Source organism: Mesotoga sp. H07.pep.5.3 (genome assembly GCF_002752615.1).
In the GTDB taxonomy this organism is placed as follows: Bacteria; Thermotogota; Thermotogae; order Petrotogales; family Kosmotogaceae; genus Mesotoga; species Mesotoga prima.
This window is the reverse complement of sequence record NZ_AYTV01000025.1, coordinates 242,753-269,616: the sequence shown is the minus strand read 5'-3', so window position 1 is coordinate 269,616 and position 26,864 is coordinate 242,753. Positions and strand designations below refer to the sequence as shown.

Below are 26,864 nucleotides of genomic sequence, written 5' to 3'. Positions count from 1 at the left end.
TGATTTGAGATTCCTCCACTGTTCAGACATTCATCTGGGGAGAAGGCCCATCGGCTCGCCCAACAGCCCCTATTCTTATACAAGATACGAAGACTACTTCGATGCCTTTGAATTTGTGGTTGACTGGGCAGTAGCTCACAAAATCGACGCCTTCTTCATTACCGGTGATCTATTTGACAAGAGAGAAATAAATCCAGACACCCTTGCACGGACACAAAGTATTCTCTTCCGACTTAAAGAGAGTGAAATAAGGGTTCTGGCGATAGAGGGAAACCATGACAAGAGCTTCAACGTTAACGAATCCTGGCTCAGATTTCTTCACGAAACGGCGTACCTTGAATTGCTTTCTCCAGTTCAAGGGGATAACGATATACTCTTTCCCTACGTTGAGATCAGCGGGTTCAAAGTCTATGGTCTCGGGTACCCGGGCTTTTTGGCAGAGGAAATGATTTCGAAAGTCGCGAGTATCTTGAGTGGAAGAAACAACATAGTGCTTGTCCACACTGCGCCCGGTAACGATAGCTTTATTCCAGGGCTAGTTACGCCCGAAGCACTGAATATCCTTCGATCGAAAGTGATCTATGCAGGGGGAGGACATCTTCATTCGCAGCTCGCTTTTCCTGCGGATGATCCGTTCTTCTTTGTCCCCGGATCTCTTGAATACTGGGATGTCTGGGAAAACGATAGAAAAGGCTTCTACGTTTTCGATACGGAGAAAGAGTCAGCCGATTTCCACGACTCACATCGGAGGGAAAGGCAGGAGTTCTCGGTTCAAGTGGACGAAAACGAAAGACTTTCAGATTTCATAGAAAACCATGAAATTCATCAAGGTGCAATAGTTTTGGTGACTGTTTCGGGACGCGGCGATTTCAATGTTGATCAGGGGAGCCTTGAAAGAGAGATAGAGTCTTGCGGGGCCCTCAAGGCATTCGTGAAAGTCAGGAGAACTGATCGCGATATAACTCTGGACGACTATAAATCAATGAGCGCGAGAGACATCGAAAGAGAAGTGATAATGAGTTCAAAAGAGTGGAAGGAGATTGGGGCTAAGGGAGAGGAACTGGTAGCCATAATCGATAAAATGAAACACTTTCAAGAAGAAGGGAGATACGATCTCTTCAAAGACTCTGTCGATTCCTTCCTGGAAAGAATTATCGGTGATGTGCCTTGAGAATAACTTCGATCGATCTCGAGAACTTCCGAAGTCATTCCAGGTATTCCGGAACCTTCGAAAAGGGAATAAACCTGATTCTTGGAAGAAACGGTTCCGGTAAGTCATCTATCATAGAAGCGATAGGACTCGCGCTTTTCGGAGGAGGTTTGCGTGACAGGCAGGAGGACGCCGTTAGATGGAATGAAAGAAGGGCCAGGATCAAGGTAGCCTTTCTTGCAGATGATGGACTCGAATATGTTGTTGAAAAGGTTTTTGGTAATGCATCAAACCACGAGCTTTATCAGGGAGAGCTCCTGGTAGCTCGAGGAAGGGAAAACGTCATAGAGAAGATAAGGACCATCTGCGGTCTTCAGGGTGACATTTCGAGGACCTTTGAAAATGTTATAGTGGCTTTCCAGAACAAGATAGCCGACCAATTTCTCGGCAGCCCCGCAGTCAGAAGGGACTACTTCAACAGGGTCTTCCAGGTTGATCTCTACAGAAAAATATCGACGGACTTCATGAGAAGCTACGTGAGCGATTTAAGAAGCGAAGACGAGTTCCTCCGAAGAGAGATTGCCATTCTTGACAGTCAACTGGAAAGAAAAGAAGAAGTTAAGAAACGGATGGCACAGCTCTTGAAGGACCTTTCGCTTACAAAGAAGGAACTGGATACGCTAAGAGATACTCTTACAAAGATTAGAAGCGAAAAAACCGTTCTTGAAGAAGTCTCCAGAGAACTCGCCTCTCGAAAAAGCAGCCTTGAAAGAGAACTTGTCTCTCTGAAAGACGCTTCGGGCAATCTAAAGAACAATCTGAAACAAAGAGAGAGAGCTGAGAGGGCGAAGGAAATCGTCGACGAATCAAGGGAGGCCCATGATCTATATGAAAAGTTTCTTAGGGAGGAAAACATCCTCAATACTGAAAAGAGGAGATTGGAAGGTCTGGCTGAAGAATCTTCGAGAATCGGCAGGAAGGTCTCAGAATTTGAGATCGAGATCACCCGATTGACGGAGTCGCTTTCGAACAAAAACAACAGACTCAGAGAGATTGATGAGCGTTTTGAAAAGCAGAAGATGGAACGCAGTGGGCTAATTAGAGAGAAAGAAGCCGCCGAGCTAGAGTTGGGAAACAAGAGAAGGGCTTACGAACTCAGTCTTTCGAAGAAGAAAGCTTTCAAAGTGATCTATGAACAATATAGAGAAAATGAGAGACGCATCAATGCGCTTGAGGATCTATGGGCAAGCGTCCAAAATTTGGAGAGCGCCGATGAGCTCAACTTACTTCTGAAAAAGATAGATGAAGAGATAGAGAAGACAAATCGGGAAGTCCTGGTCCTAGAAAGACTGAACGAGGCAAAAACGACAAAATCTGCGCAAAAAAAGGCACTGAAGGAGTATGAGGGTTCCCTTGCCGAAGGTATCTGCCCGTTGTTGAACGAGAAGTGCCGTAACATTGAAAACAGAGAAGACTATGGAGGATACATAGCGGAATTAATTAAAGGACTTGAAGAAGGCGAAAGAGAGCTTTTGAAAGAGATAAAAAAAGTTGGGGATAGTCCATCTAGGCTGAACGAGCTCCTGGGGGAAAAGACTCTGACCCTAAAAGCGATTGAAGAAAGAGCGAAAAAAGAAAGTGAGAAGTCGAGGATTGAAGAAGAGAAGAGCAAACTGATGAAAACTCATAAAAAACTCATTCTAGAGCTTTCATCGATTTCGGGTGTTCCTGCCGAAGTCGAACAAATGAGTGAAGAAATCGAGAAGGAGATCCGTGAAGCTTCGACAGAACTAGAGCTTCAAAATAAGCAGGTCTCTTCGCTTTCCGATCAGATAAAGAGAATCGATTCTCAGATCGAAGAACTGATTATCGGCAGGAAAATACTGGACGAAGAGAAGAAGGAAACCGAAAAAGCCATTACCTCCCGCAGGACTGAGACAGCTGATTTGAGAAGCTCATTAGAAGAATATGCAAAGGAACTCGACAAGCTTCCGGAATTCAACACGCGAATCGAAGAAACGCGAAGAGCAATGGCCTTGAACAAGACCGGTTATGAGAACTACAACAGGTTTGCGACCCTAGCAGGCTATCTTGAAGAGTATGCTTCGCTTTGTAAAAGCTCGCTTGAAAAGTGCAGAAATACGTCTCTTTCGATTTCAAAGATTAGAAAAGAGTATAGCTCCCTCCAGAGGGCCTTCGATTCAGAACGATTCGAGCAGCTTAGAATTGAAGAGAAAGCTGTGGAAGAGAAATACAATCTGAAACGAGATGAGACAGTATCCATCGATCGAGATCTCCTGTCGGCAAAAACCGATCTTAGAAACCTTGCCGACATCGAAAAACAGAAGAAAACAAGGCAAAAAACGATAGAGAAGATAGGCAAAAAGGTCGAACTTGCGGAAAAGATAAGAGAGAATCTCAATCTCACGGGAGAGAGAATCACAGCCGGCTTTCGCGATGCAATCGAAAGGAAGGCTACTTTAGACTACATGAGAATATCCGGTATGGAGGAGACTATAAGATGGAACGAAGACTACGAGGTCTCTGTCAAAGCACCTGAATATGAAGGTGGAAGCGTCAGAAGTTTCTCTAATCTTTCGGGGGGTGAACAGGTTCTCGTCTCACTCTGTTTGCGGGCAGCTATGACCGGCATCCTAAGCGGAGCAAGATTTGCCGTTTTCGACGAGCCGACTTCAAACCTTGACAGAGAGAGGAAAGAGCTTCTTGCCCACTCTCTAAGAGAATTATTCGGGGAGCTAGATCAATCTATAATAGTTACTCATGACGATGTCTTTTCTGAGATGGCGCAAAAAGTTATAAGGCTCGACCCCGCTAATGAATTGGAGACACAGTAAATCGGAGGTGCGTTCTTTGAAGACAATACTGAAAAACATCGACTATCTCGTGACCATGAACGAAAGAAGAGACGAACTTAAAGATGCATTTGTTGTTGTCCAGGACGGTGTTATAACAGATGTGGGAACTGGGATCCCTTCTCCTGGGGATATAGAGATAGACCTTTCCGGTAGAATCATTCTGCCGGGTTTCGTCAACACTCATCATCATTTTTATCAGTCACTCTTTCGCAGTGTGAAGGAAGTCGCATCGGCGAAGTTGTTTGACTGGCTTGTCTTCCTTTATGAGCGGTGGAAGAACCTCGATAATGAAGCGATATACGTGAGCAGTAAAGTGGCGATTTACGAAATGATGATGTCTGGGGTTACAACCACAACCGACATGTTGTACCTTCACCCGAAGGGAAGAAATGAGTTCATCGACAGCGAAATAGAGGCGGCACTTGGTACCGGCGTGAGGTTTCATCCCACGAGAGGTTCGATGTCTCTCTCAAAGAAAGATGGGGGGCTGCCCCCTGACTCGGTCGTCCAGAGCGAAAGAGAGATAATTGAAGATTCAGTTAGGCTTATAGAGAAGTATCACGACAGAGGAAAAAACGCTATGCTCCGGATAGCGCTGGCACCCTGTTCTCCTTTCTCAGTTACAGAGGAATCAATGATCAGAACTGCAGAGCTGGCCGAGAAATTTGACGTTCTTCTTCATACGCATCTGGCGGAGACTCGCGATGAAGACGACTTCTGCATACAGAAAAAGGGGCTGAGACCTGTCGAATTCATGGAGAAGGTTGGTTGGTTGAACAGGCGCAGCTGGTTCGCACATCTTGTATGGCTAAGCGATGAGGACATTAGAAAACTCTCTGAAAACGACTGCGGAATGGCACACTGTCCTTCATCCAATATGAGGCTCGGGTCGGGAATCGCCCGTGTGAAAGAGATGAAGGAAGCTGGAATGAGAATAAGTCTTGCCGTCGACGGCAGCTCCTCGAACGACACGGGAAACATGCTTCTCGAAATTAGAAATGCTCTGATGCTTCAAAGGGTTTTGAAAGGTGCCGATGCTCTCACTCCCAGAGATGTTCTTGAATTCGCGACTCTTGGAGGAGCCCGGGTATTGAGAATGGATGATTTCATAGGATCGGTCGAGGTTGGAAAATCGGCGGACCTTGCTGCCTTTAGACTTGATACTCTGTCTATGGCAGGCGGACTCTCCGATCCTGTTTCATCTCTTGTTCTCTGTGATCCGCACAAAAGCAACATGGTCATGGTAAATGGGAAGATCCGTGTCCAGAACGGAAGGGTAATCGATAGTGAACTTCCAGGTTTGATAAAGAGACACAACGAGATATCTTCGAAGCTGATTGGAGGGGAGTACTGATGATCGTTACAGTAGTTGATATTCAAGTCAAGAGTGAGTTTGTTGATGAATTCATAGAAGCCACTCGTGAAAATCATAAGAAGTCTGTAAGTGAGCCGGGTAATTTGAGATTCGACTTCCTTCAGGATAAAGCAGATCCATCCCATTTTCTTCTCTATGAAGCCTATGAGTCCGAGGAAGCAGCTGCAAATCACAAGAGGACAGATCATTACAAGCGATGGAAGGAAAGAGTTGAAGAGTACATGGAGAGACCACGCAGGGGAACTCAAACAAGAGTAATAGAACCTGAGAAGCTTAGAGACTGGAAATGATCTCTGTTGCAGTCTGAGTTCGGGAGGGAGGTTTCAATGCTGATAGAAGAATTCAGAGGAAGAATTGATGGTCTTAGAGAAAAGATATCTATTAGAGGAGCCGGCGCTTTTCTGATAAGCAAGTGCTGCAATTTCTCGTGGATAACTTTTGGAGCCAGGAGTCATATTACTCTAAATTCTACGGAAGGCGAGGCATCGGTTCTAGTAACACTTGACAGGGTTTACATTATCACGAACAATATTGAAAAGCAAAGGATACAGGAAGTCGAATTTCACGAGGAGCTTCTGGGTGAGTTTGGATTTCTTGAGTACAACTGGTTTGAGCCTTATGGTGAGAAGAGGTTAATCGACAACCTGCTAAAAGGAAAGCTTCTCTCCGATACCGGAAGGTATGACAGCGAATACGTTGACCTAACAGAAATGCGCACAGTCCTTAGTGTTTCTGAGATAGAAACCTACAGAGCTCTCGGAAGAGATTGTGATGATATCTTTTCTTCAATTATTCCGGGTTTGAACAGGAACATGACCGAGCTCGAAGTTCAAGGTCTATTCTATGAAGCTATGTCAAAGAGAGATATCGAACCAATACTGACGCTTGTCTTTTCCGAGGACAGTTCTCTAAGTTACAGACACAACCTATCTCGAAACGTCAAACTTGACAGGAGAGGATTTGTGAGCATCTGTGCCAGAAGGCGCGGGCTAATTGTTTCGTCCAGCAGATCGTTTATGTTCGAGCCTGTGGAGGAGATCAGCCTTCAGCACGAACGCAACTGTTTTGTGGATGCTGTTGCAATTGATTCTTCAAAGCCGGGAGAGAGTCTTTCCAATGTCTTTGAGAAGCTTGTGGAGGCCTACGAACACGTTGGCAGGGGAGGGGAATGGAAGCTTCATCATCAGGGCGGAGTAGCTGGCTATCTGCCGAGAGAAGTGCACGGGAATCTCAAGAGCGATTTTATTCTCAAGAGGGGAAATGCCGTCGCATGGAATCCCACAATAAGGGGAACTAAGTCCGAAGACACGGTATTGATTGGAGATCTTGGAGATAACAACATTTCGTTCCCCCAGACCAGTTCCTGGCCGGAACTGAAGTACGAATTCGACGGCTCGACGGTGAGAAGACCGGCGATCCTCTTGGTTGACAAGGTTTGACTTCCAGTGTGACAACTTTTTTCACAATTGACTTGAAGTCTTTCAATTTGAAACGGGAAAAGAGGTTAGAATTCTCTGGGCATGGTTTTCTCTTGAAAAACAGAGTGGACCATATAAAGGGATCTTCTGAAGATCCCTTTTTTAAAATTGTCGGGCCCTCGTGCTAAAATAAATTCCGTTCAGCAAGAACGGAGGGGTACTTATGAAGACGGTTGTTACTAATAAGAAGGCGCGTTTCCAGTATCACCTTATGGATTCGTATGAGGCGGGAATTGAGCTCGTAGGAACCGAAGTGAAATCGCTGCGTCTCGGTGGAGCATCTCTGATTGATGCGTACTGCAAGATCGAAAGCGGCGAGATATTTCTAGTTGACTGTAATATTAGTCAGTACACTCACGGCAATGTCTGGAATCATGAACCGCGTAGAAAGAGAAGGTTACTGATGCACAGAAAGGAAATTCTCAGACTCGATCAGAAGACAAAGGAAAAGGGACTAACCATTATCCCTTTGAAAATATACTTCAATGATAAAGGGAAGGCAAAGGTCGAAATCTGTCTTGCAAAGGGAAAGAGGCTATTCGATAAGAGAGAAGACATAGCAAAGAGAGATGTCGAGAGAAGAATGAGGCAGCAGGCAGATCTGTGATGGATGAAGGTCTCTGTACGTCTTTTTTCTTCCGAATAGAGCAGTAATAATGGCTTTGAACCTCAGTAGTGTTGTGGTATAATCAATCTGTCTTATACTGCGAATAACGCCAATAGCTTTGCAATAATTAAGGGGAGGTGTATTTATGAAGAAAGTCGCTTTAGTAGCTTTGCTCCTTTTTGCGGTCTCACTGGGTTTCTCTACGCCTAAAGCGCTTATAGGTGGTGCTTTTGGGATTAATGCCACTAATCCAGTTTATCAGCCCGAGAGATGGGGTGCCGGTGCCTTTGATCTCTCTCTTCAGCTTCCGTTCACTGATAAGATTGGGGCCATGCTGAGTGCTCAGGCTGCAATCAGGTATCCAAGCAATAAGATAGGGCTTTTCAACGCCGACATTTATTTCCAGATCTTCGAGACACTCAATCTCAAGGCGAGGCTGCTTGTAAGTGTGGGTTCCGTTCAGGATTCCAACTTTGGAGAACAGAGTTGGGAGATCGGAATTCTCGATCTCGGAGCGCCACATCTTGCCATCGGTGGCGGATTCCAGGTTATGACACCAATTTCTGACAAGGTTATCTTAAACGGATTTGCAAGGGGCTATAGGGTAAAGGATTACCAGACCCGCCAGGAAGGAGATTTCCCGGGTGGAGATTACTGGCCACTTCCTGAGTTCTTCTCAGTAGGACTTGGAGTGCTATACGAGTTCTGATCAGGGGCTAAAGATACTTATTTGAGAAAGTTTATTCTGGTTGTCTTTGTTCTACTTTTTTCTATCGTTTGTTTAGCGGCAACGGGTTACGACAAGTTTTTGCATTATTCTGTAAGTTATTCCGCCTATGGCCTTTCAAGTTATTTTTTGGGTGACATAGGCGGTTTTGTTTTCTCCGCCTCTCTTGGGATGGGAAAAGAAATCTGGGATTGGTTTTCCGGGAAAGGTACGGCAGAGTACGGAGACCTGATAGCCGATTTTGCAGGAATAATCTCTGCTTACAGTCTCGCCAAGCGTCTTCCGTTCAGACCCTTGCTAGTATTCGTATTCGTGTTCTAGAATTTAAGCAGCTCTGAAATCTCGCTCTAGTCCAGTAACTCAACCGGAATAGATAGAGCGTGTTTTTTCGCAAGTGATACAAGCGAGTCTCTTGTCTTCTGATCTAAATCTATGCCCGAAGTCACAGCTCTCTCTCTTGCCATAGCCTCTTTCTCTCCATGGTAGTAGATTTTGTGGTGACCGTCGGCCTTCTTGCTTGAAATGACCCCATCCACGATGTGTTCGATATGTTCTATAAGGGAAGATCGATCACCAAAGAGCTCTAGGCTGAAGCATCCGAAGAAGTGAGAGACACCTGCTTGAGAGCCGGAATAAGTTTCGGCACTCCATTTACCCATAGAGAGACCGGCAGACAGGAGATCGACAAGAAGAGCCATACCATAGCCCTTGTGACCACCAAAATCCTCTTCGGATCCGCCCAAAGGAAGAATGCCTCCGGGGTTTCGATTGTTGAAGTTGTTCAGAACCCTTCTCGGAGAGGTTGTGTTTCTACCTGTTTCATCCACTGCCCAGCCGTTTGGAATATCTCTTTCCAGCCTATCGTAAACCTCCAATTTTCCCCTGGTCACAACGCTAGTAGCCATATCCAGTATGAAATCCTTTTTCACCCCAGGAATTGCTACTGAAAAGGGATTTGTGCCAAGAACAGCCTCCTTCCCGTAAGTTGGAACGACGAGGGGATAGCTGTTGGTCATCGCTATTCCTATCATCTTTTCTGAAAGCGCCTTTTCGGAATAATAGGCTGAGATGCCATAGTGATTTGAGTTTCTAACTGAAACAAGACCAATCATCGATTCTTTCGCTTTTCTTATTGCAAGATCCATCGCGTAGTTGGAAACACATTGTCCTGGACCGCCGTTACCGTCAATTGTCGCCGAAACTGGAGTATCATGTACTATTGATGGCTTGGAATCGAGCAGGATATTTCCGTTATCTCTTTCCTTTATATATCTGCTAAGTCTTGCGACACCGTGTGAAGGAATGCCACGTAAATCAGCTTCCAACAACACGTCCACTATTTCATGAGCGCCCTCTCTGTCGAAATCCTCGGCAAGAAGGATTTCTTCGCAGAGCTTCCTTAGGTTTTCATATGCTACGGGTCTACCCATAATTATCTTGTCCTTTCAAAGTAGTTCCTTGCTACTTCTACATACAGCGCGCGGGCCTTATGAACTTCTTCAAGTTCAACATACTCATTTGATCTGTGTGCCATCGATGGGCTTCCGGGACCCAGTATTATTGTCTCAATCCCCTGCGATGCAGTGAAGGCGCCATCAGTAAAATAGGTCATCGTGAGCTCTTCTGCGTTCATAGCCTTCTTTTGAAGCACTTCTTTAACGGATTCTGTGAGATTGCCGGAAGAGCAGAAAGACTCCCTGCTGAGTAATACGATTCGCTCTGATTGATTGTATTTGCTTAGAACGCGATCCACCAGAGAGACAACTTCTGAAGAATCGGTGTTCCCTTCAAAACGAATATCGATAACACATTCGGCCTCGTCAGGAACGGTATTTTCTTTTGATCCGCCTCGAATCATGTTTAAACTCTCCGTAAGTCCTTCGATTCTACCGAGTTCATGGGAGAGCTCAGTGTAGCAACTGAAAAGCCTCGTAACGGCGTTGATTCCGCTTTGCGGTTGCGAACCGTGCGCTGACCTGCCTTTGAATTTCAGTTTAAGCCAGAGCGCCCCCTTTTCACCGGTCGCTAGTCTCAAGGAGGTAGGCTCCCCAATGATTACGCCTGAAACGTCAAAGGGTTGATGCTCGAGAAAATGGCGTATCCCGGAGCAGCCGACTTCTTCATCACACGTCGCGACGAGCGCAACATTCCCAGAGAAATCGCTGTCTTCAGAAAGATCTATTAAAGCGACAGTAAGGGCACTTAATCCACCCTTCATGTCTGTCGAGCCCCTGGCAAACAACTTACCGTCCACAAGTTTAGGCCTAAAGGGATCCGAGTCCCAGTTTGATCCAGCCGGGACTACGTCCATGTGACCTGACAGGAGAAGGTAAGGTAAGGCCGGGTCTCTTTGAAGTCTTGCGACAACATTTGAACGATTCTCTGCGACTTTCTGTATCTCAATATCAACGTCCCTGTCGACAAGCACTCTCTGGAGAATCTCAACGGCTCGATCTTCGTTGCCAGGAGGATTTGTTGTATTTGTGCTGCAAAGATCTAGCAGAAGCTTTTCAAGTTCCTTATCGCTCAATTTCATAATTTGATTCCCACATTCCAGATCGAGTAATCGTCCTGTCCCTGAACCTCTGCTTTTGTCAGTTCACCGTTTGCAATCCTTAATACAAGATCGAACAACTTCCTTCCGCTCTCTTCCAGAGTCTCCTCCCCATAGATGATCGCGCTGCAGTCGAAGTCGATATTGTCACTCATCTTTTTTGCGGTCTGACGGTTTCCAGTAATCTTTATGACCGGGGCTATCGCGTGGCCGGTAGGGGTCCCCTGCCCTGTTGTGAAGAGCACGACTGTTGCTCCGCCCGCCACCATACCAGTAACGGATTCAACGTCATATCCTGGAGTGTCCATAAGATAAAGACCGGGTTCAGCATCAACTGTCTCACCATACTCTTTTACATCAACAATGGGGACTTTACCTCCCTTTATCATGGCTCCGAGAGACTTTTCTTCGAGAGTAGTCAAACCTCCCCTGACATTTCCGGGAGAGATGTTGTTAGGAACGTTCTCTTTGTCAACTACATCACGACCATTCTTGAGACTTTCGTCAATCATTCTCTGGAGCATTTTGGTGAACCGCTGCTTCATGGATTCATCAGACATTCTTTCGAAGAGCAAGTGCTCCGCGCCTACAAGTTCAGTGGTTTCAGATAGTATTACCCTTCCTTTCTTTTCAGCCAAAATGTCGGCGACCTGGCCTACCACAGGATTGGCGGAAAGACCTGATGAGAAGTCAGACCCCCCGCACTCCATTCCCAGTATGAGCGATGACAGTGGGAGTTCCTTGCGTTCGATTCTTGAAGCTTCCTTCACCATATCCTTTACAATCGCTATTCCTCTTTCTATTGCTTCAACGGTTCCATAGTCCTGGATCATGATTAGCTCGGCAGGTTTGCCATGGTCTTGAATTATGTCTCTAAGCTCGTGAGGAGAGACTCTCTCACATCCTAGTCCGACTACGAGAACGGCGGCTATGTTCGGGTTCAGAGCAGTATTTATCAATGCCCTTCTGGTCTGTTTGAAATCGTCGCCAAGTTGTGCGCAGCCTTGGTTATGGCTTGCCACAACCGATCCGGGAACTGCGGACGAAATTCTTCTTGCAACATTTGCCGAGCAGAGAACACTTGGCAGAACTAAAACGTGGTTCCTGACCCCTGTACTTCCATCACTTCTTAGGTACCCCTTGAAAGTCTCCATGGTTTCGGCTTAAACCCGTTCACCTACCTCTTTGATCTCGGTTCTTTCACTAGCAACATTATGGATGTGAACATGCTGGCCAGTAGCTATATCTGAAGTTGCTACACCTATTTTGTTGTCGTATTTGATTATTCTCTCTTTCTTTCTGATGTCTCTAACGGCTACTTTGTGTCCGGAAGGAATTTCTTCCTTTGCAACTATCGTTTCCACTTGAGAGGTGCCCTTCACCTGGATCTCTTCGCCTTTAGCGACTGTCTCAAGCACCGTGGCGACATTGTCATTAACAGATAGCATGATGGCCTGTTTCATCGTTAATCCTCCAATTCAACAAAGCTTCCTCTAGCAGCATATTCAACGTTGTTTGATCCTAGAATAGAACAAATCATACCCATTGAATGTATCAAATGAGTTTCCAGTGCGTTCGAGGCCTTTTCCAGGTCTCCCTCGAGAATTCCTTGAGCGATATTGAAGTGTTCCTCCATTTCGCAGATAATCCAATCCTTCTGTTGTTCAAGAAGATAGTACTTTATAACGTTACGCATTCTCGTAATAAGAATCGAAATTTTGGACATCATTTCAATCAGGTATTCATTGTTGCAGTTGCTCAAAATCTCTCTGTGCAACCTATAATCTATGTCATATGGGACGTTATTCTTTGTTTCTTCCGGTTCCGCAAGATGTTTCCGCATTCTCACTATTAGGTTAGATATCGTTTCCCTATCGATGCGAAAAATCGATTCACTCAACGCAAGCTTCTCCAGCACAAGTCTTATTGGGAAAAGCTTCCTCACATCCTCTTCAAGAATCTCCTTAACGTAGAAACTCTTTGCAATTCCAGGTGCTACCAAACCGTCTTCCTTTAGTCTGTGGAGAGCCCCCCTAACTGGAGTTGAAGAAACTCCGTAGATTCTCTTCAGACGCTCTATCGTAAGCCTCGAACCTGGGGGAATTTCCAGCTCTACTATGCTGTTTCTGATCGATCTGTAAAGTTGGTATTGGATTCCATGAAAATGGTTTGTGTCTGCCGATCTATTCAAAGCGATCCCTCCTTGAGAAGAGACAACTCTCTCAAAAAGATTCTGGTCTCATTCAGGGTTTCAATCTGATCTTCATCGCAGAAGACCTCTACACTGAAGTTTCTTCTGTACCCGGATTGTGTCAACAAGTTAAGGAATTTGTGAAAATCTATTGTTCCCTGCCCAAGAGGTTTGTGATTGGAATCGGCAAGGTGAACGTGTTTCACTAATCCAATATTCGAGCTCACAAATAAAGGATCCGCCTCTTCATCAAAATGGTCCGAATCGACGAGAATACCATAACTGCTAAGCCCTCTCGTCTCGAAGAAATCGGCGGCTTCTTGACAGTTGTTCAGAATCGGGCAGACCACCTTCCGGAGAGGTTCAATTAAAACTGAAAGCCCTTCGAGTTCATTCTTAAAGAAAGTATCGATCTCTGTAAGAGACTCGGCCAGCCGGTCGAGGGACTTCTGAAGGCCGTCCGACCATATAACACCTCTCAGTCTTCCGATATTTAGATCTACGCCCAGTTCATAAGCCTTTCTCGCCGCAGACTTGAATGAATCGACAGCTCTTCTTCTCTCATTGATATCGATATGATTCAGATAGAGACCGGCCGTTCCTGCCATTTCCCCGGTGCAGAGAAATATGCATTTTGCGGAGTGCTCCCTCTCCAGACGTTTGACCTTCTCAATGTCTACTTTGCCTGGATCGGCAATCATAAGTTCAAAGGATCTGAACCCGGCTTCGACTAACGCCGGAATCGTTTCTTCAAGCCTCCCCGTCAGGCCGGTAACCTTTGCGCCGGCCGGAATATCGTCATTGGCTACCATAAAACTCACTGCCATAAAGCTCACCTCATCCCGCTGCGCTGACAATTGCCATAGAAAGAGACGCCATTTTCGCAAATTCGTCGTCGCTTCTCGAAGTGAGAACGACTGGAAATCCCGTTCCAATAAGAAGACCAGCAGTTCTCGATTTGCCCAGATGGACAAGTCCCTTTATAAGATTTGCCGCCGATTCGAGATTTGAACAGACTAGAATATCGGCATCCCCTCCCACTTCCGACTGGATCCCTTTATTTAGGGCCGCCTCCTTTTTCAGAGCCGTATCGAGAGGCATTGGTCCGTCCACAAGACATTCTCCAAACTCACCCCTCTCGGCCATTTTCGAAAGTGCGGCCGCTTCAATGAGATCTCTATTAGTTACCGATATTCTCTCGTTGATACCAATCACTGCAATCTTAGGACACTTCAGGCCTATCGATCTCGCAAAACCTGCCGCGTTTCGAAGTATCTCAGCTTTTTCTCTCAGATCAGGAGCTACGTTTACCGTTCCATCCGTTATGAAGAGTAGTTTTGGGTGGTCTGGAATCTCCATACAGGATATATGGCTTATCAACCTACCGGCAGTCTTTACATTTTCGCTCCTGAATAAAGTTCTTAGAAACACCGCCGTATTAATGTTTCCCTTCATCAAGACGGCTTGCGTTTCCCCATTTACCGAGGCTGCCGCTCGTGATGCGTTTTCCTCTTCCGTCTCACCTTCAACTATTTCAACCTCCTTCAAGAATTCTGCTGGTGTAATCTCGCTTATCTTTTCAAAACTACCGTACATAGTCACTTCGATGTTGCTGTTCGATTCGGCGACCGACCTTAATGCTTCAACGGTTGATTTATCATGTGGTTGAACGCAGAGTATCCTTATTTTTTTGTCTAGATCTTTTACTTTATGCATAAAAACGGAAAGGGAACTAATCATCTCTTTCACCTCAGTAATCCAGAGCATCTTCAGATCCGTTAATGATTCTATAGACTCCTTCAGCGAGGCTTTCCATCTCGTATTCGCCAGGGAAGAGAAGAACTCTGAATCCCTTGAGTTTGGAAAGAAGCCTCTCCCTTACGTAATCACATTTCACCACGCCGCCTGTCAAGGCAAGAGCATCTGGAAATCCATCAAAAACTGCTAGAAGGCTGTAAGAATACTTGGCGATATTATAGATATATGCTTCTAGAGGGGCGCTGTCGATTTCTTCTTTCATTACCCTTCTTGCTATACTTTCGACGTCGCGCATTCCGTAGTGAGAGAATAGTCCTCCCCGGTGAGTTAGGTAGTCCAGATAGTCATCCCTCTCTCGAGCAAACTCCGCCAGTTCATGGGAGGGTAATGCGCCGGCTCTTTCCACAGAAAAGGGTCCCTCTTTATCGCTATTATAGAGATCGACCATCCTCCCATTCGAATGAGCGCTCACCGAGGATCCACCTCCAAGATGAGCAACTATAAGCTTGGCATCTTCATAACTCTTGCCCAGTTTTGTCGCTGCTTTTCTCGCAACAGCCTTCATGTTCAGCGCGTGCGAAAGTGAATTTCTTCTTATTTCGTTTATTCCCGTGTATCTCGCCCACTCGGCCAGTTCATCAACACTTATCGGGTCAACGGTGAACGATTGGATTCCAAACTCCTCGGCCATTTCTGATGCTATGACTACTGCTGTGTTTGCCGGGTGTATTCCCTGGAGTCCGCGCCTGGCATCATCAACCATCTCTTTATTAACCCTATATACGCCTGACTCGAGAGGTTTCAGCCGACCGCCCCGTGCTGCGACGGCGGCTAAATCGGAAGGTCTCACCCCGTTTAAATCAAGTTCCTTTACAATCTGTCGCTTCCTTATTGTATACTGATCGGGAAAGAGAGGAAGATCAAGCATGTCGTCATCAAGTGGAATAGTCTTTTTGAATACTTCTTCAGTATCCCTGAAGACCGCAACCTTGGTTGATGTGGACCCCGGATTTATTACAAGAATCAGGCTCATTTCATGAAGTCTCCCACTATCCTCTTGAATTCATCGATCTCAAGAACCGTGTTTCTAATCCGGCCTTCTTTTCGAACGATTTCCGTCAGCTCTTCAATTTGATCTTCACTTGCCTCTATTCCAAGTCTCTTCAGCCAGTATTTTATGCTTGCCTGGCCGCTGAAGGCACCAAGTTTGACCTGTATTTCTCCCATACCGACCAACGAAGGCAGGTACGGAGTCATTGCTGCATTTATTCCCGCTTCATTCAACTTGTCTATTGCATCGACTACAATGCCTGATTCAACCCAGAAAAGGCGTTTGCCTACGACGGGTTTGTTGTTTGCGACCTGAATTTTCGAGATATCCTCAACCAGTCTTGAAGTGTAGCCGATTTTCGAGAGATCAATACCGGTATCTATGCCCATTAGCAGCTTAAGACCGGCAGCCACTTCCTCGGTGGCCACGTTTCCGGTTCTTTCGCCAAGTCCGTTTATTGAGCTATGAATACCCGATACACCGGCTCTTACGGCGGCAAAGACAGATCCCATTGCAAGACCAAATTCGTTGTGTACGTGGAATTCAAAGGGAATATCGGGAATAGCCTTTCTCAGTTCAGTGAAGATGAACTCGATAGCGAACGGTGAAGCGACACCAAAACTATCTACGAAGACCATGCTTTCTGGCTTCGCCTGCTTCGCCACTTCTGTGAATATCTTCAGAACGTAGTCGAGTGAAGATCTTGTCGCATCCCATCCCATGAAAGTAGGTTTCATGCCCTGTTCCTTTGCGTAAAGTATTGCCGAAACTACTCTGTCCACGAGCTTTTCGGGGGAGACTCCATACACGAGTTCATTGTCATAAGGATTCACTGCGTGCTCAATAACCACACGGGTAGCTCCACAATCAAGAGACTCATCTATGTCCTTTTTCAAAGACCTTGCAAAGGGAACAATCTCTGAGTCGAGCTTCATATCGACTAGCCTTCTTATTGCTCTCTTGTTCTCATCCGATATAATCGGCATTCCCACCTCTATGGATTTGACACCTAGATCGTTAAGTGCAATCCCTATTCTTACCCTCTGATCCTCGTTCCATGTAAGGCCACAGGTTTGTTCACCGTCTCTGAGAGTGACATCGTGTATGTAGATACTGTCTTTTGCGTCTTTTCCCCTTATTTTGTTTTCGTAGTTTAGCGGGCAGACCCAACGGGAATCGTCGAAGTAAGGCGTCCCGTTTAGTTTCATGTACTCAAGGTCTTTTGGTTTCATGATATACCTCCTCAGTAGTTATTTCTGGCAGCACGAGTGAGTTCTGAAGGACAGAAACACTCTTGCCGGGACAAATCAATCGGTCAACTACAGATTGAATATCTGAATTTACTCGTAATCCTAGCTCATCAAATTCCTCAGCAAACTTTGTGTCGCTGACAATGTGAACCTTCTTCTTCTGCAGTACTTTTTTTACGGCGTAAGCCGCTACATAAGCGAGTGGATCTTCGGTAGTTATCATATCGAGTTTCTCTAGAATTTCATTTGCCTCAAGTTTCAAGAGAGACGCGAAAAGGGGATGGTCTCCAAAACCCTCGTCAAGTGAAGAAACCATAACGATATCCCCGCCGTCTTTGGTTATTAAGTCCGACGTGTACAGAGCCTTGCCGCATTGCCAGAAATCAGTTACAGAAGGAAAAGAAGAAATGACCGTAACATCTGTCCTTTCGCGATACTGCCGAAGAAGCTGCTTTCTCGCGAGCTCTACCCCTTTTCTGAGGGCTAGCACGTGGTTCCCCGCAACGGTCCCGGCAATCGATCCGTTAATATCGTAGTAGAAATTTATAATGAAATCAAGCCCCACTCGACTTCCGGTTTCGTCTATCAGCTCTCTGAATTCGTTTTCAAATACTCCCACGTCTGCCTTGCTTTTCAATATTGCCATTCTGTGAGATTTAAAGACACTCTCATATGAGGCGACTCCCGGAAGGACTATCTTTGCCCCTCCCGACCAACCGGAGAATCTGTGAGGAACAATGGAACCTATTCCAACTGTGAGGTCGGCCTCTATAGCTTCATTAACTTGAATCGGTACCTCAAGAAACTCCCCGAAATCTTTCATCTTGGCAGTCTCTTCGGCTCTATGCTGAACGATCCTTGTATCTGAAGAGAAAACTCCGAACTTTTCTTGAAGCTCTTCGGGTTTCATCTGCCTGTGGGTTCCGGTAGCGACAAGGAGAGAAACTTTGTCCCACGAAATTCCGCGACTTTCGAAGAGTTTTCTTAGAAGGTGCAGAGTTTCCAGTACGGGTGAATGCCTCGTGTGGTCTTCCACAATAAACACGATACTTTTTGCTGACTCCGCGAGACTAATAAGTGGAGCAGTGCCGATCGACATTGAAATCGATTCGGTCAAGGAGCTTCCGGCTTCAGCCGGCTCAGCGGAAATCGCGGGAAGTATTACTTGACCCGCGGGCACTTCCAACCTGACTCTTCTCCCTTCTCTGTAATCTAAAGAAATCTCCATCTTACTTGCCACCAAAGTACATTTCGCGGATTCGCTCGTCGCTTTTCACTTCGTCAACCGAGCCTTCAAGTTTTATTTGACCTTGAGAGACTATGTAGACTCTGTCGCTCATTGGAAGTGAAAGCTTTGCGTTCTGTTCGACTATCAGCATCGTAAGGCCAGTATCCTTGACAAATTTCTTCAGGGTCTCGAATATTCTTTTGACGATTACCGGCGCGAGACCCATGGATGGTTCGTCGATCATCATAATTACCGGATCGGACACGATCGCTCTTCCTATAGCAAGCATTTGCTGCTCACCTCCGGAAAGAGTACCTGCCATCTGGTTCTTTCTAGATTTGAGCTCGGAAAAGAGTTCATAAACTCTCTCAATGTTTGGACGAGCCTTAGAAAGCCCGATTCTGGTGGCGGCGACTTCGAGGTTCTCTTGCACGGAGAGCTCCGCGAAAACCTGTCTTCCTTCCGGAACGTGAATAACTCCAAGTCTAGTAATCTTGTGGGGCGCAAGATGCTGGATCTCCTCGCCGTTCAGTAGAATTTTGCTGCCGGGTTCAGAACTGACCAGTCCAGAGATGCTCTTCAAGAGAGTTGTCTTTCCCGCTCCGTTTGGGCCTAGCACGGAAACAACTTCTCCTTTCATCACCTTAATAGATACTCTTCTGAGAGCAGGAACTTCATTATAGGAGACGGATAGGTCTCTCGTTTCAAGCAAAGTCATAATTAATCCTCCCCCAGATAAGCTTTGAGAACAAGCGGATCTTTTTCTATAACATCAAACGTACCTTTGGCGATTATCTGGCCAAAGTTCAGAACATATACCCAGTCAGCCACAGCCTTGATGAAGTCCATAGTATGTTCCACGAGCAGAGTCGTTATACCTTTCTCTTTGAGAATCATCATCAGGTTCATTATCACTTTGAACTCATCTCTAGTCATTCCTGCGGCAGGTTCGTCGAGGAAAATCAGCTGAGGTTCCAGAGCTAAAGCTCTCGCAATCTCTAGACAACGCCGTAATCCATATGCCATGCCCTTCGGGGAATCATAAGCATTATCCTCAAGACCCACGAGCTTCAAAAGTTCCATGGCCTTTTCTTTGTTCTCTTTTTCTTCCTTTCTGAAACTCGGAGTTCCTAGAACTACGCTCAAAGGGCCGGATTTGTAGAAAGACTTTCTGGCAACAAGTACGTTCTCAATCACTGAGAGATTCTCGAAGAGTCGAATCTTCTGGAAGGTTCTCGCAATACCCAACCTGCTAATCCTGTTTACTTCCATCCCCGTTATGTCCTGATCCTTGAAATATACCTTTCCACTTGTGATAGGGTGTACTCCCGTTACAACATTAATGAACGTTGTTTTGCCAGAGCCGTTGGGACCGATTAAAGCTGTGATCTCGCCTTCGGGAATCCCTATTGACAGATCATTGTTAGCCACAACTCCTCCGAATCTCTTGGTCATATTTTCGGTTCTGAGAATGTCCATTTTCACCCCACCTTACAACGTCTTTGTGTTGTTTCTCTTTATCCTGAAAACCTTTCTGAATAAGCTTTCTAGGATAGGGCCAAGTCCCATAGGCATAAATATTACGATGACAATCACTATTAGAGAAGTGACCATTAGATAGTAATTCTCCCAGCCTCCAAATCTCAGGAACTCTGGAAGAAGCGTAAGACCTATTCCGCCAACAACTCCACCACTCATGTGTCTAAGACCGCCCACGACGGCCATGGCGACGAAATTTGACGATTCAAAAAAGGTGAATGGTTCGGGTGAGAGAAAACCGGCTAGATGAGCATACAGTGCTCCCGCCAGTCCTGCTAATCCTGCAGAAAAACCAAAAGCTGCGATCTTGAGCTTTTTCGTAGATATTCCACAAGTCTCGGTAGCAACGTCATCATCATTCATAGCCAGCATAGCTCTACCAAAGTGCGAGTGTTTTATGCGGAACATAATGAAAACTGAAATGAGCAATAACCCTCCAAATATCCAAAAGACCTGCCCAAAGGATAGCATCTCGCCTCCAAACGAATAGAATGGAATTCCAAAGAATCCGTAAGGACCACCTGTGATTGGCGTTAAGTTTATTACCAGCATCCAGACTATCTGGCCGAATGCAATGGTTACAAGAGATAAGAAAAAGGCCTTGAGTTTGAATGATGGAATACTCAACAGGAATCCAGCAATAACGCTAATCACTATACCGGCAATTACGCCGACAACAATCGGCATCCCAAGCTTGACCGTGAAATAAGCGGAGGAGTAGGCACCAATGGCATAGAAACCGGCCTGCCCTAGTGAGATTTGACCAGCGAACCCTGTGAGAAAAACTAATCCAGTGGCAAGAATCGCATGAATTAACGCTCTGTTCATAAGGTAAAGATGGTACGAGTTCTTCACAAAGAGTGGGAACAGTATTATTAGTAGAATTGCTCCTATAACGAAAATCGTCTTCTTCATCTTGTGCCCCCTATATCTTCTTTCTCTTCCAGTTGAATATCCCGGAAGGTTTCAGTATCAGAACGGCTACAAGAACCGAGAAGGAAATTACGTCTCTATATGTTGAAGAGATATAGAGGGTCGAGAAGTTTTCGAGTAAACCAAGAGATATTCCTCCGAGTATCGTTCCATAAGGGTTTGTCAATCCGCCCAGTACCGCCGACGCAAAACCTTTGACCCCTATAGAACCTCCTCCAAGTTCGAGGGAGACAAAGTAAATAGGCGCAAGGAGTATTCCGGCAATTCCCACGACGACTGTCGCCAGAATGAAGGATAGAGAGGTCGTTACCTTCACGTCGATTCCCATGAGAGCTGCCGCTTCTCTATTTTGAGCAGCTGCACGGAATGATTTTCCAATAAGCGTTTTGTTAAGTATAAAATAGATGAAAACCATAAGAATTGCAATTACAAGATAGATGTTCAAGTAGAGAGAGGGAATTCTTATGCCACCGAGTGAAATGAAGTCGTTGCTTCCTCCGAATACCGGCGGGAAGGGTTTTGGTAGAGCCCCATAAGTGACAATTATAAAGTTGAGCCAAAAAGTGCACAGCATAAGTGTGGCAACGACGAATTCGAGACGCCCACCGCCCCTCTTTCTGATTGGCTCATAAATGAATATTCTGAGCCCCAGTCCATATAGCCCTATGATGGCAATAGACAAAACGAAAGAGATGAAAAAACCCAGGTTCAGCTGAGTGTAGAAACTGTAGAACAGATAGGCTCCCAACATCGCTGACGAGATGTTGGCGAAGTTTATTCTTGAGATCGTCAGCCAGAGGAAAACCACGCCGAGTCCTACGAGTCCATATGTGGCACCGATCGAAGCCCCCGAAACTATGTTTTGGAGAATGTCTTGAAGCATCACTCACACTCCTTATAGGGAAGTAAACGGGAGGTAGGCAGGACGCCCCCTCCCGCAAAGAGGCTTAGTACAACTTAGTGATTATCTGCCAGTCTTTTCCGTCGAACTGGGAGATTAGACAGACGTTTGTGAAGTTGTGGTGTTCGTCGCACTTGAGTTCGCCCTGAACACCAACGATGTTCGCTTCATTCGCAAGGTATTCAGCAAGCTTAGTACCGTCTGTTCCAACATTCTTGAGTGCATCTGCCAGAAGGTACATTCCGTCATAGTAAGCCTGTCCAGGGTCGCTTGGTTCCTTGCCATCCCATCTGGCCTTATAGGCTTCAACAAATGCTTGAACTGCAGGATCGGGATCTATTGGATTGAATCCCTGAACGGAGTATACACCAATCGCTGCTTCCGGTGCTAGATCTGTGAACGCAGGAACGCCCCATGCAGAGAACCCAATTATGGGGACATCGATCTGCAACTGTCTGAGTTGATTTACTGTTACAGCAGCCTCAGATTCGTGTGTAAGTCCTATCAATCCATCGAACCCGGCGTTCTTTAGTTTCAGAAGCTGACCAGTTGCATCCTTGTCGCCTTCCTTGATCTGCTCCATTGCGACTATTTCGATTCCATACTTGGGGAACTCCTCTTTAGCAACATCGAGAGCAGCGAGACAATAGTCAGTCGAGCCATAGATAACTCCGGGCTTCTCAATGCCCAACTCTTCTACTGCATATTTTACGAGCTGAATGACTTTGACTTTGTCGTCGGCTCTGAGTCTGAAGAGAAAGTCGTTGGGAATCACCGAATATCTGAATGAAGGGGAAGTCGCTCCGACAAGCATTGGAACCTTCGCCTGCTGTGCTAGTTGATGAACACCAATGACTGAACTGCTCATGTTCGGTCCAAAGACGGCCACTACCTTATCCTGGAAAAGTGCTCTCCTGATAACATTTGCGGCCGTGCTCGGATTTGCCGCATCGTCATACACAACCATTTCGAGCATGTCGCCATTGATTCCTCCAGCGGCATTGATCTCTTCGAGTGCCAACTGCGCGCCCATTTTGATGTAGTCACCAAGAATAGAACCCAGTCCTGTGAATGGCGCCACAAGAGCAACCTTAATCGTTGAACCCAGCGCCGCAACCCCGATTAGCAAGACAATCGCGACTACGAGTAACCTGTTTAGCCTCATCCAAAACACCTCCATGTGCGGGACAGTAATAATTCCGCCCCGTTCTTTTAGAAGAAAGATTAATAAACGATTAACGTGATGCGTTATACATTATGCAAAGTATAGCATTCCTTGAGTCGATATCTTAACTCGATCATAGCCCTTGAGGATCAAATGAATTGAATTATTCTAGATTATCTTTCTCTACTTTGACTTCTCGCAACAATAAGGCATTCTTCAGGACAAGTGTGGAACGTTATTTGCACAGACTGTTTTGCTTACGGGTCATGTGTGAGCCACTGTGTTCAATGACGATTATCCTTGATGTTATTACCATTGGAGAGACCGACTTCTTTCTTTGCCTTTGCATCCATGGGTTATAATTGTTTTCGAAACTGGGCTTTGCACTGAAGGTTTCTGGGGGTGTTGTTTGTGAGAGCAGTTCAAATGGTTTGTCTTTTCCTTTTCGTCATCACATTTTCTCTATTGGTTGCCGTGGAAATCGATCTGGGCGTGGGTGCTGATATAACCCAGTCAGATGAGACGAGCCTAAGTTGTGCGCGGCTTTCTCTTCTAGCCAGTGTTGGTCCGTTATCTATCGATCTGCCGATTGCGCAGATTTGGCCTTCAGAAAGAAGACTTGAGCTTGCCGATCCCATGTTAAGTTATGCAGGCTTGAACCTGAAACTTCCGATAACCGTTCTTTACATGAAGGCCGGTTTGGGAGTTCAGTTAAAGGGTTTAATAGATCTAGTCGGAGGAAGTATCGAAGGATGGGACGTCCCAGCGAGAGTTAGAGCTGGTTTAGGCCTATCGGATTCTGGCCTCTTTCTTGAAGGTGGAGTAAATCTCGATTTCACACCTTCTCTCGAATCGATGAGTTTCTTCCCTTACATAGCGGCAGGATTTGTTTTCTAGCTAGATCAGGTGAAGGTGTTTTCTGAATTCTTTTTCAACCTCTTGAAATGTATATTTCTCAAGCCAGGATTGCCAGCCGAATTTCAAGAAGATATTCTTTACCTGAAAGGAGTAGTTCAGAGGATCCAGATGGACTTCTTCGACTCTTTTTGATAGTTCAAGTGCAACTCTTGTCGCGTTCATAGGAAGAACAGGTCCTACAAAGGCTCCCGTCTGAATTCCGTTATCTCTTAAGAGATCGATTGTCTCGAGTCTCTCTTCAAAGGAAGAAGAACCCGGTTCAAGAACCTTCCTCACATCTTCTCTATCCGTTGTTATCGTTACTAAAACTTTCGCTTCGCCTTCCGCGGTCTGGAGCAAGTCGAGGTCTCTCCTTATCAAAGCGGATTTCGTCATCAAGTAGACGGGAACCCTGTGAGAGACGAGAATTCTCAGTATTGCTCTTGTGATTTCGTATCTCTTTTCGAGTTGCTGATAAGGATCGCAGGTTGTACTGAGAAAAACTGGCCGCTTGGGATGTCTGATAATTTCTCTTTTCAGAAGAGATGTGAGGTTTTTTCTGACTCTCACATCTCTTCCCCATACTCCTCCGTAGTCCTTGAAAGAGCCTATGAATTTTGCAAAGCAGTATATGCATCCGACGCTGCATCCAACGTAAGGATTGATAGTGAAATCTGTTAATGGAATATTAGACTTTGTTAATGCCCTTCTTGCAAGTATTTCTTCCACCATACACTTATAGATTCTACATGTTTTCTTCTCGATAAACGATTTCCGTTAAGTGCATATCGCGCGACTTCATCCATTCTCAAGTGATATAATTAACGGAAATGGGAGGTGTTACTGTGTTGAGGGTTATCAATACTGACAAGGCGCCGGCAGCAGTTGGTCCTTATTCTCAGGCAGTTGCGGCGGGAGGTTTTCTCTTTGTTTCTGGACAGATTCCCCTCAACCCGTTGACTGGCGAAATGGTGACGGATTTTGAAGAAGCTTGTAAACAGTCACTTGATAACTTATTCTCGGTAGTCGCCGCCGGCGGGTCGAGCCCAGATAATATCGTAAAGGTCAACGTTTACGTAAGGGATATGGGTAAGTTTTCGATTCTAAATGAGATCTACGCTACTTACTTTAAGGGTCACAAACCTGCCAGAGCCGTAGTAGAGGTCTCCAACCTGCCAAAAAACGCGCCGGTAGAAATCGAGGCTGTAGCGATTATACCGTAATCAGGAGGATAAAATGGCAATTTCGATAAAACTGCCCGATGGTTCGATAAAGGAATACGAATCAGGGATAACACCGGCGGAGATTGCAAAGGGTATTTCCGAGGGACTTGCAAGACGTGCTTTTGGAGCGATTGTCGACGAAGAACTTTGGGATCTTGAACGGCCTATCGAAAAAGACGCTTCGGTCAAGCTTGTCTTGGACAAAGATCCCGAGTCATCTCGTTTCTTCAGACACACTATGTCCCATATACTAGCCCAGGCGATAATGAGATTGTATGGCAAGGAGAAAGTCAAGCTAGCAATCGGGCCAACCATAGAAAATGGGTTTTATTACGACATAGATCTTGGCGAGACGAGAATCACAGAAGAGGATTTACCGAAGATTGAATCGGAGATGAGCAAGATAATTAAGGAAGATCTCCCGGTTGAGAGATTCGAACTGCCTGTATCAGAAGCCATTGAACTTATGAAGAGAGAAGATCAGCCTTATAAAGTCCAGCTGATCGAGGATCTGGTTAAGGACACCGGTGCTGAAAAGGTTACTTTCTACAAACAGGGCGAATTTGTTGACCTCTGCAGGGGTCCTCACGTTTCTTCGACTGGTAAGGTAAAGTATTTCAAGCTTACATCCGTTTCCGGTGCGTACTGGAGGGGCGACGAGAACAACAAGATGCTTCAGAGGGTTTACGGCACTGCCTTCGCAAAAAAGAGTGATCTCGAAGACTATCTGAGGATGATAGAAGAGGCGAAGAAGAGAGATCACAGGAAGCTTGGCCCGGCGCTTGGTCTCTTCACAATCAATTACGAATATGCTCCGGGTATGCCTGTTTTTTTGCCTAAAGGAACGGAGATGCTTAATCAACTGCTTCAGTTTTCGAGAGAGAAGCATGTTGAAGATGGTTACAGGGAAGTTAGCACCCCTCAGATTATGTCTGATGCGCTTTGGAGAACATCTGGTCACTGGGATCATTACAGGGACAACATGTATTTCACGGAGAAAGAAGATCAGCAGTTCGCTGTCAAACCAATGAATTGCCCCGGGCACATAATCGTATACAAGTCCTCATCGGTAAGCTATCGTGATCTTCCGATGAAACTGTTTGAATTCGGAAAGGTACATAGATATGAGAGATCCGGTGTCTTGCACGGGTTGTTCAGAGTCAGAGGATTTGTTCAGGATGATGCTCACATATTCTGTACACGTGAGCAGATTCAACAGGAGATAATGGGAGTAATCGATTTCGTTCAGAAAATATACTCCCCATTCAACTTCGAGTATAGAGCAGAGCTTTCGACGAGACCCGAAGATTACATGGGCGAAGTCGAGCTGTGGGATATCGCCACAAAGGCACTTGAAGATTCACTTTTAGCAAAGAAAATGGAGTTTAAGGTAAATGAAGGTGATGGAGCTTTCTATGGTCCTAAGATCGATTATCATATAAAGGATTCGCTTGGTAGGGAATGGCAGTGTGCTACAATTCAGCTTGATTTCATGATGCCCGAGCGTTTTGGGATCAAGTATGTTGGACCCGATAACGAAGAGTATCAGCCCGTCATGATTCACAGGGCGATATTCGGCTCCGTTGAGAGGTTCATGGGTATTTTGATTGAGCATTTTGCCGGAGCTTTTCCCGCTTGGCTTGCTCCTACCCAGGTTTCAGTGATCCCAATAGCCGACAGGCATGCAGAATATGCGGAATCGGTTGCGGCCGAATTAAAGTCCAGAGGTTTCAGGGTTGAAGTCGATGATCGCCAGAAGTCAACTAACTACAAGATCCGTGAGGCTCAGCTGATGAAAGTACCTTATATGATCATCGTTGGAGACAGAGAGAAAGAAGACGGGACCATATCGGTAAGGCTGAGAAGTGAGAAGGATCTGGGTTCAATTGCTTTGCAGGAATTCATGGATAAGCTTTCGCAAGAAGTCAACATGAGAAGCGCAACAAGCATTTTCGAGTGAT

At 45.7% G+C, this 26,864-nt stretch carries 27 protein-coding genes; 11 read left to right on the top strand and 16 right to left on the bottom strand.

From position 1 onward, the window contains the following. The first annotated feature begins 4 nt into the window (after nt 1-4). The 8 genes from V513_RS12390 (at nt 5) to V513_RS12355 (ending at nt 8,534) form a co-directional block, all read left to right on the top strand. Nucleotides 5-1,171, top strand: coding sequence for a metallophosphoesterase family protein (locus V513_RS12390; RefSeq protein ID WP_099772970.1), 1,167 nt, complete (start codon nt 5-7; stop codon nt 1,169-1,171). Further along, entirely contained in the window at nt 1,168-4,005 is a 2,838-nt protein-coding gene (locus V513_RS12385) for an AAA family ATPase (RefSeq protein WP_099772969.1), read from the top strand. Before V513_RS12390 ends, V513_RS12385 begins: the two co-directional genes overlap by 4 nt. A gap of 16 nt (nt 4,006-4,021) precedes the next feature. Further along, nucleotides 4,022-5,380: an 8-oxoguanine deaminase gene (locus V513_RS12380; RefSeq protein ID WP_099772968.1), complete on the top strand. Its 1,359-nt coding sequence runs from the start codon at nt 4,022-4,024 to the stop codon at nt 5,378-5,380. Further along, complete coding sequence (locus tag V513_RS12375; RefSeq protein ID WP_099772967.1) at nt 5,380-5,691, top strand: antibiotic biosynthesis monooxygenase; 312 nt, start codon at nt 5,380-5,382, stop codon at nt 5,689-5,691. The genes V513_RS12380 and V513_RS12375 overlap by 1 nt, the downstream gene beginning before the upstream one ends. A gap of 36 nt (nt 5,692-5,727) precedes the next feature. Next, nucleotides 5,728-6,840 carry a M24 family metallopeptidase gene (locus tag V513_RS12370; protein ID WP_099772966.1) on the top strand — a complete coding sequence of 371 codons (1,113 nt, stop codon included), beginning with the start codon at nt 5,728-5,730 and terminating at the stop codon, nt 6,838-6,840. 202 nt (nt 6,841-7,042) lie between these two features. Beyond that, nucleotides 7,043-7,486, top strand: coding sequence for an SsrA-binding protein SmpB (gene smpB, locus V513_RS12365; protein ID WP_006487288.1), 444 nt, complete (start codon nt 7,043-7,045; stop codon nt 7,484-7,486). A gap of 145 nt (nt 7,487-7,631) precedes the next feature. Further along, nucleotides 7,632-8,195 (top strand): hypothetical protein, encoded by a 564-nt coding sequence (locus tag V513_RS12360; protein WP_006487289.1) that lies wholly within the window; start codon nt 7,632-7,634, stop codon nt 8,193-8,195. A 21-nt stretch (nt 8,196-8,216) separates the two neighbouring features. Beyond that, the gene (locus V513_RS12355) at nt 8,217-8,534 is read left to right on the top strand and encodes a hypothetical protein (protein ID WP_099772965.1); all 318 of its coding nucleotides are present in this window, start codon (nt 8,217-8,219) and stop codon (nt 8,532-8,534) included. Nucleotides 8,535-8,560: 26 nt separating this feature from the next. Here the strand turns inward: V513_RS12355 and V513_RS12350 are convergent, their stop codons facing one another. The 15 genes from V513_RS12350 to V513_RS12280 form a co-directional block, all read right to left on the bottom strand. Beyond that, nucleotides 8,561-9,643 (bottom strand): Ldh family oxidoreductase, encoded by a 1,083-nt coding sequence (locus tag V513_RS12350; protein ID WP_099772964.1) that lies wholly within the window; start codon nt 9,641-9,643, stop codon nt 8,561-8,563. Between the two features lie 2 nt (nt 9,644-9,645). Beyond that, nucleotides 9,646-10,749, bottom strand: a complete 1,104-nt coding sequence (locus V513_RS12345; RefSeq protein WP_099772963.1) for a M20 family metallopeptidase — start codon at nt 10,747-10,749, stop codon at nt 9,646-9,648. Beyond that, nucleotides 10,746-11,921, bottom strand: a complete 1,176-nt coding sequence (locus V513_RS12340) for a UxaA family hydrolase (protein WP_099772962.1) — start codon at nt 11,919-11,921, stop codon at nt 10,746-10,748. The genes V513_RS12345 and V513_RS12340 overlap by 4 nt, the downstream gene beginning before the upstream one ends. Before the next feature lie 9 nt (nt 11,922-11,930). Further along, complete coding sequence (locus tag V513_RS12335; protein ID WP_099772961.1) at nt 11,931-12,230, bottom strand: UxaA family hydrolase; 300 nt, start codon at nt 12,228-12,230, stop codon at nt 11,931-11,933. Nucleotides 12,231-12,232: 2 nt separating this feature from the next. Next, complete coding sequence (locus V513_RS12330; protein WP_099772960.1) at nt 12,233-12,958, bottom strand: GntR family transcriptional regulator; 726 nt, start codon at nt 12,956-12,958, stop codon at nt 12,233-12,235. Continuing rightward, on the bottom strand, nt 12,955-13,785 hold the full coding sequence (locus V513_RS12325) for a sugar phosphate isomerase/epimerase family protein (RefSeq protein WP_099772959.1): 831 nt from the start codon (nt 13,783-13,785) through the stop codon (nt 12,955-12,957). The genes V513_RS12330 and V513_RS12325 overlap by 4 nt, the downstream gene beginning before the upstream one ends. A 10-nt stretch (nt 13,786-13,795) precedes the next feature. Next, a complete protein-coding gene (locus V513_RS12320; protein ID WP_099773054.1) occupies nt 13,796-14,698 on the bottom strand; it encodes a phosphate acyltransferase in 903 nt (300 codons plus the stop codon). 10 nt (nt 14,699-14,708) lie between these two features. Continuing rightward, on the bottom strand, nt 14,709-15,749 hold the full coding sequence (gene buk, locus V513_RS12315) for a butyrate kinase (protein WP_099772958.1): 1,041 nt from the start codon (nt 15,747-15,749) through the stop codon (nt 14,709-14,711). Then, nucleotides 15,746-16,999 (bottom strand): LeuA family protein, encoded by a 1,254-nt coding sequence (locus V513_RS12310; RefSeq protein WP_099772957.1) that lies wholly within the window; start codon nt 16,997-16,999, stop codon nt 15,746-15,748. The genes buk and V513_RS12310 overlap by 4 nt, the downstream gene beginning before the upstream one ends. Next, nucleotides 16,980-18,245 carry a lactate racemase domain-containing protein gene (locus V513_RS12305; protein ID WP_099772956.1) on the bottom strand — a complete coding sequence of 422 codons (1,266 nt, stop codon included), beginning with the start codon at nt 18,243-18,245 and terminating at the stop codon, nt 16,980-16,982. The genes V513_RS12310 and V513_RS12305 overlap by 20 nt, the downstream gene beginning before the upstream one ends. A 1-nt stretch (nt 18,246) precedes the next feature. Next, nucleotides 18,247-18,963 (bottom strand): ABC transporter ATP-binding protein, encoded by a 717-nt coding sequence (locus tag V513_RS12300; protein ID WP_099772955.1) that lies wholly within the window; start codon nt 18,961-18,963, stop codon nt 18,247-18,249. Between the two features lie 2 nt (nt 18,964-18,965). After that, nucleotides 18,966-19,724, bottom strand: a complete 759-nt coding sequence (locus V513_RS12295) for an ABC transporter ATP-binding protein (protein WP_099772954.1) — start codon at nt 19,722-19,724, stop codon at nt 18,966-18,968. A 12-nt stretch (nt 19,725-19,736) separates the two neighbouring features. Next, nucleotides 19,737-20,699, bottom strand: a complete 963-nt coding sequence (locus tag V513_RS12290) for a branched-chain amino acid ABC transporter permease (protein ID WP_099772953.1) — start codon at nt 20,697-20,699, stop codon at nt 19,737-19,739. 10 nt (nt 20,700-20,709) lie between these two features. Next, complete coding sequence (locus V513_RS12285) at nt 20,710-21,600, bottom strand: branched-chain amino acid ABC transporter permease (RefSeq protein ID WP_014731984.1); 891 nt, start codon at nt 21,598-21,600, stop codon at nt 20,710-20,712. Nucleotides 21,601-21,664: 64 nt separating this feature from the next. Beyond that, entirely contained in the window at nt 21,665-22,783 is a 1,119-nt protein-coding gene (locus tag V513_RS12280; protein ID WP_014731985.1) for an ABC transporter substrate-binding protein, read from the bottom strand. A 411-nt stretch (nt 22,784-23,194) separates the two neighbouring features. Between V513_RS12280 and V513_RS12275 the strand changes: the two genes are divergently transcribed. Beyond that, the gene (locus tag V513_RS12275; protein WP_014731986.1) at nt 23,195-23,680 is read left to right on the top strand and encodes a hypothetical protein; all 486 of its coding nucleotides are present in this window, start codon (nt 23,195-23,197) and stop codon (nt 23,678-23,680) included. On the opposite strand, the gene V513_RS12270 is transcribed toward V513_RS12275, so the two are convergent. Then, nucleotides 23,681-24,412 carry an SPL family radical SAM protein gene (locus V513_RS12270; RefSeq protein WP_014731987.1) on the bottom strand — a complete coding sequence of 244 codons (732 nt, stop codon included), beginning with the start codon at nt 24,410-24,412 and terminating at the stop codon, nt 23,681-23,683. Between the two features lie 113 nt (nt 24,413-24,525). Between V513_RS12270 and V513_RS12265 the strand changes: the two genes are divergently transcribed. Both V513_RS12265 and thrS read left to right on the top strand, forming a co-directional pair. After that, on the top strand, nt 24,526-24,903 hold the full coding sequence (locus V513_RS12265; RefSeq protein WP_006487325.1) for a RidA family protein: 378 nt from the start codon (nt 24,526-24,528) through the stop codon (nt 24,901-24,903). A gap of 13 nt (nt 24,904-24,916) precedes the next feature. Then, nucleotides 24,917-26,863 (top strand): threonine--tRNA ligase, encoded by a 1,947-nt coding sequence (gene thrS, locus V513_RS12260; protein ID WP_014731988.1) that lies wholly within the window; start codon nt 24,917-24,919, stop codon nt 26,861-26,863. Nucleotide 26,864 lies beyond the last annotated feature (1 nt).